At 66.4% G+C, this 5368-nt stretch carries 3 rRNA genes; all 3 read left to right on the forward strand.

The annotated features are described in order from the left end of the window. Nucleotides 1-200: 200 nt before the first annotated feature. The 3 genes from HMPREF1155_RS02715 to rrf all read left to right on the forward strand — a co-directional run bounded on the left by HMPREF1155_RS02715 (nt 201) and on the right by rrf (nt 5303). Nucleotides 201-1714 (forward strand): 16S ribosomal RNA (locus HMPREF1155_RS02715). 366 nt (nt 1715-2080) lie between these two features. Then, nucleotides 2081-5069: ribosomal RNA gene (locus HMPREF1155_RS02720) — 23S ribosomal RNA — on the forward strand. A gap of 119 nt (nt 5070-5188) precedes the next feature. After that, nucleotides 5189-5303, forward strand: a 5S ribosomal RNA gene (gene rrf / locus HMPREF1155_RS02725). The 16S, 23S and 5S rRNA genes sit together here, the layout of an rRNA operon. Nucleotides 5304-5368 lie beyond the last annotated feature (65 nt).

Raw genomic sequence — 5368 nt, forward strand, 5'->3', positions numbered from 1 at the left:
AGGCGCGGGGAACCTTGAAAGCCGGATACTGTGACGCAAGCGAATTCATGGAATCCTAGACATTCGGACCACATTTCCGAAAACGAGACGGACCCGTCTCACGGGGACCCGGCCCTCGCGGGCCGGCCCCGAAGATGAGAAGGGCCGGGTCGACGGGACGTCACGGAAGCGTCTTACCCGGGCCCTCGGGCCCGGGCTTCCGAACGGAGAGTTTGATCCTGGCTCAGGATGAACGCTGGCGGCGCGCCTAACACATGCAAGTCGAACGGTTAAGGCCCCCTTTAGGGGGCGCATAGAGTGGCGAACGGGTGAGTAACACGTGACCAACCCGCCCCCCCCACCGGGACAACCTCGGGAAACCGAGGCTAATACCGGATACGCCGGGGCCCCCGCATGGGGGCCCCGGGAAAGCCTTGGCGGGAGGGGACGGGGTCGCGGCCCATCAGGTAGACGGCGGGGCGAAGGCCCGCCGTGCCGACGACGGGTAGCCGGGCTGAGAGGCCGATCGGCCACATTGGGACTGAGACACGGCCCAGACTCCTACGGGAGGCAGCAGTGGGGAATATTGCGCAATGGGCGAAAGCCTGACGCAGCGACGCCGCGTGCGGGAAGGAGGCCTTCGGGTCGTAAACCGCTTTCAGCAGGGAAGAAGCCTGACGGTACCTGCAGAAGAAGCCCCGGCTAACTACGTGCCAGCAGCCGCGGTAATACGTAGGGGGCGAGCGTTATCCGGATTCATTGGGCGTAAAGCGCGCGCAGGCGGCCCGCCAAGCGGCCTCGTCGAAGCCGGGGGCTCAACCCCCGGAAGCGACCCGAACTGGCGGGCTCGAGTGGGGCAGGGGAGGATGGAATTCCCGGTGTAGCGGTGAAATGCGCAGATATCGGGAGGAACACCGACGGCGAAGGCAGCCCTCTGGGCCTTCACTGACGCTGAGGCGCGAAAGCTGGGGGAGCGAACAGGATTAGATACCCTGGTAGTCCCAGCCGTAAACGATGGGCGCTAGGTGCGGGGGGACACGACCCTCCGTGCCGCAGCCAACGCATTAAGCGCCCCGCCTGGGGAGTACGGCCGCAAGGCTAAAACTCAAAGGAATTGACGGGGGCCCGCACAAGCAGCGGAGCATGTGGCTTAATTCGAAGCAACGCGAAGAACCTTACCAGGGCTTGACATGCGGGTGAAGCGGCGGAGACGCCGTGGCCGGAAGGAGCCCGCGCAGGTGGTGCATGGCTGTCGTCAGCTCGTGTCGTGAGATGTTGGGTTAAGTCCCGCAACGAGCGCAACCCCCGCCGCATGTTGCCAGCATTCAGTTGGGCACTCATGCGGGACCGCCGGCGCCAAGCCGGAGGAAGGCGGGGACGACGTCAAGTCATCATGCCCCCCATGCCCTGGGCCGCACACGTGCTACAATGGCCGGCACAGCGGGCAGCGGACCCGCGAGGGCGAGCGAATCCCTTAAAGCCGGCCCCAGTTCGGATCGGAGGCTGCAACCCGCCTCCGTGAAGCCGGAGTTGCTAGTAATCGCGGATCAGCACGCCGCGGTGAATGCGTTCCCGGGCCTTGTACACACCGCCCGTCACACCACCCGAGTCGTCTGCACCCGAAGCCGCCGGCCCAACCCGTAAGGGGGGGGAGGCGTCGAAGGTGTGGAGGGTGAGGGGGGTGAAGTCGTAACAAGGTAGCCGTACCGGAAGGTGCGGCTGGATCACCTCCTTTCTAGGGAGACCTAGCGGATTCACACAGAGAACCGAGCCGCCCCCGCCCGCCGTCCCGCGGGCGGGGCGCGGCGGCCCGAGATGCGGGGCTCCTATCGCGAAGCGTCGCGGCATCCGGCCTCCAGGGGTCCCCCTGGGGGCACCTTGAAAGCCGCATAGCGTCGATTTCACTATGCGAAATCACCATCTCCATCAGATCCCGCGCCGCGAGGCGCGGGGACTGCGCGAGGGTGATCCGCATCGTAAGATCGCGAAGATGCAACAACCAACGCTTCATGAGACATGAAGCTCTATCCGTAACGAAGACTTACGTCAGTTACTGCATGTGGACCTTATTTTAGATATCCCTTCGGCGGATTCCGGGGAACCGGAAGATGTCGAGGGCGCACGGTGGATGCCTTGGCATCCGGAGCCGAAGAAGGACGTGGCAAGCTGCGATAAGCCGCGGGGAGGCGCAAACGGCCTTCGATCCGCGGATCTCCGAATGGGGCAACCCGCCCGGGGCCATGCCCGGGCGCGCCCGCCCGAACGCATAGGGCGGGACGGGGCAACCGGGGGAACCGAAACATCCAAGTACCCCGAGGAAGAGAAATCAAACGAGAACGCGCGAGTAGCGGCGAGCGAAAGCGCGCGAGCCCAAACCGGCGGCGCCGTCGAGCCTCGACGCGCTGGCCCGCCGGGGTTGCGGGGCATGCGAGGGGAGGGGTCGAGCCCTCCCGGGAGGTTGCAAACCGCACGCGCAGCGGAACGGCATGGGAAGGCCGGCGATACCGGGTGAGAGCCCCGTACGCGAAGCGCATGCGGCCTCCCCGGCATGTCCCCGAGTAGGCCCGGGCACGTGAAACCCGGGCCGAAGCTGGGGGGACCGCCCTCCAAGGCTGAACACTCCCGGATGACCGATAGTGGACGAGTACCGTGAGGGAAAGGTGAAAAGCACCCCGAGAGGGGAGTGAAACAGCGCCTGAAACCGTGCGCCCACAAGCAGTCGGAGCGCCCCTTCGAAGGCGGCGTGACGGCGTGCCTTTTGTAGAATGAGCCTGCGAGTTGCGGCGCGCGGCGAGGCCAAGCGATTGGCGAGCCGCAGCGAAAGCGAGTCTGAACAGGGCGACTCTTCCAGTCGCGCGCCGCAGACGCGAAGCCGGGTGATCTACCCGCGGCCAGGCTGAAGCAGGGGTAAGACCCTGTGGAGGGCCGAACCCACTTCGGTTGAAAACGGAGGGGATGAGCCGCGGGTAGGGGTGAAAGGCCAATCAAACCCGGAGATATCTCGTTCTCCCCGAAATAGCTTTAGGGCTAGCCTCGGGAGGTGGATCGCGGAGGTAGGGCGCCGGACGGCCGAGGGGGCTTCACCGCCTACCGAAGCCGACCGAACTGCGAATGCCGCGACCAGACACCCCGGGAGTCAGGCCGCGCGGGCTAAGCCGCGCGGCCGAGAGGGGAACAGCCCAGACCGCCCGCTAAGGCCCCCAATTCCGCGCTGAGTGGCAAAGGATGTGCGTTTGCCTAGACAACCAGGATGTTGGCTTAGAAGCAGCCATGCATTCAAAGAGTGCGTAACAGCTCACTGGTCGAGTGGACATGCGCCGACAATACACGGGGCTAAGCGCGGAGCCGAAGCGGCGGGGCCGCGCCCTTCTTCGGGCGCGGCCGGTAGGGGAGCGTTCCGCGCAGGGGCGAAGCCGCCGGGGCGACCGGCGGTGGACCGCGCGGAAGCGAGAATGCAGGCATGAGTAACGAGAGAGGGGCGGGAAACCCCTCCGCCGTAAGCGCGAGGTTTCCTGGGCGAGGCTAATCCCCCCAGGGTCAGTCGGGCGCTAAGGCGAGGCCGCGAGGCGTAGCCGATGCCCAGCAGGCGGACATTCCTGCACCGCCGCCGGACCGCTAGGACCGACGGGGCGACGAAGGAGGATAGGCGGGCGGGGTTCTGGACGTCCCCGTGAAAGCGCGTAGGGCGGGCCGCAGGCAAATCCGCGGCCCACGAGAGCCTGAGACGCGAGACGAAGCCCTTAGGGCGAAGCCGCTCATTCCATGCTTCCGAGAAAAACCCCTAGGCAGGGCCGGCGGCGCCCGTACCTAAACCGACACAGGTGCGCGGGTAGAGCATACCGAGGCGTTCGGGAGAACCATGGCCAAGGAACTCGGCAAAACCGCCCCGTAACTTCGGGAGAAGGGGCGCCGCCGGGGGTGGAGGGGCGAGCCCCCCGAGCCCGCGGCGGCCGCAGCGAATAGGCCCAGGCGACTGTTTACCAAAAACACAGGACTCTGCCAAGCCGCAAGGCGACGTATAGGGTCTGACGCCTGCCCGGTGCCGGAAGGTCACGCGGAAGGGTCAGCGCAAGCGAAGCCCCGAAGCCAAGCCCCGGTAAACGGCGGCCGTAACTATAACGGTCCTAAGGTAGCGAAATTCCTTGTCGGGTAAGTTCCGACCTGCACGAAAGGCGTAACGACCTGGGCGCTGTCTCGGCCATGGACCCGGTGAAATTGCATTATTCGTGAAGATGCGAATTACCCGCGGAAGGACGGAAAGACCCCGTGAACCTTCACTGCAGCTTGGCATTGGCCGACGGTTCGGTGCGTAGAGGATAGGCAGGAGCCCGCGAAGCGGGGGCGCAAGCCCCCGCGGAGGCGCCCTTGGAATACTGCCCCCATCGCTCCGGCGGCCTAACGCGCGGCCGCCATCCGGCGCGCGGACCGTGCCAGGCGGGCAGTTTGACTGGGGCGGTCGCCTCCCAAAAGGTAACGGAGGCGCGCGCAAGGTCCGCTCGGGACGGTCGGCAACCGTCCTTGGAGCGCAAGAGCACAAGCGGGCCTGACTGCGAGACCCACGAGTCGAGCAGGGACGAAAGTCGGCTCTAGTGATCCGGCGGCCCCACGTGGGAGGGCCGTCGCTCAACGGATAAAAGGTACTCCGGGGATAACAGGCTGATCTTGCCCAAGAGTCCACATCGACGGCAAGGTTTGGCACCTCGATGTCGGCTCATCGCATCCTGGGGCTGTAGTCGGTCCCAAGGGTATGGCTGTTCGCCATTCAAAGCGGTACGCGAGCTGGGTTCAGAACGTCGTGAGACAGTTCGGTCCCTATCCTCCGCGGGCGCAGGAGAACTGAGGGGAGCCGCCCCTAGTACGAGAGGACCGGGGCGGACGCACCTCTGGTGCACCGGTTGTCGACCGACGGCATCGCCGGGTGGCCACGTGCGGACGGGATAAGCGCTGAAGGCATCTAAGCGCGAAGCCTCCCCTAAGATGAGTTCTCCCTTCGGTAAGGACCCCGGCAGACCACCGGGTCGATAGGCCGCAGCTGCAAGCACGGCGACGTGCTCAGGCGAGCGGTACTAATAGTCCGAGCTCTTCCGAATCCCCGTCCCCGGAGGGGGCGGGCCCCATGCGCGGCGGGGCTTCCGTCTGCATGGAGCGCGGCATCTCCGCGCGTCGGCGCTATGCGGCCCTCAGGGTCGCCCGCACGGGCGCCCTGGACGAGCGCGGCCACGGAGGCGGGGATCACCCGGTCCCGTTCCGAACCCGGCAGTTAAGCCCGCCATCGCCCGACGTACTGCGGGGAAAGCCCGTGGGAGGCAGGGCCGCCGCGCTCGCCCAGCGCGCCCGCGCTATGCGCCCCGGCGCACCGAAGGCCCCGCCATGCGCGGGGCCTTTCTCG

The sequence above is a fragment of the Slackia sp. CM382 genome, assembly GCF_000293015.1.
GTDB classification, from domain to species: Bacteria; Actinomycetota; Coriobacteriia; order Coriobacteriales; family Eggerthellaceae; genus Slackia; species Slackia exigua.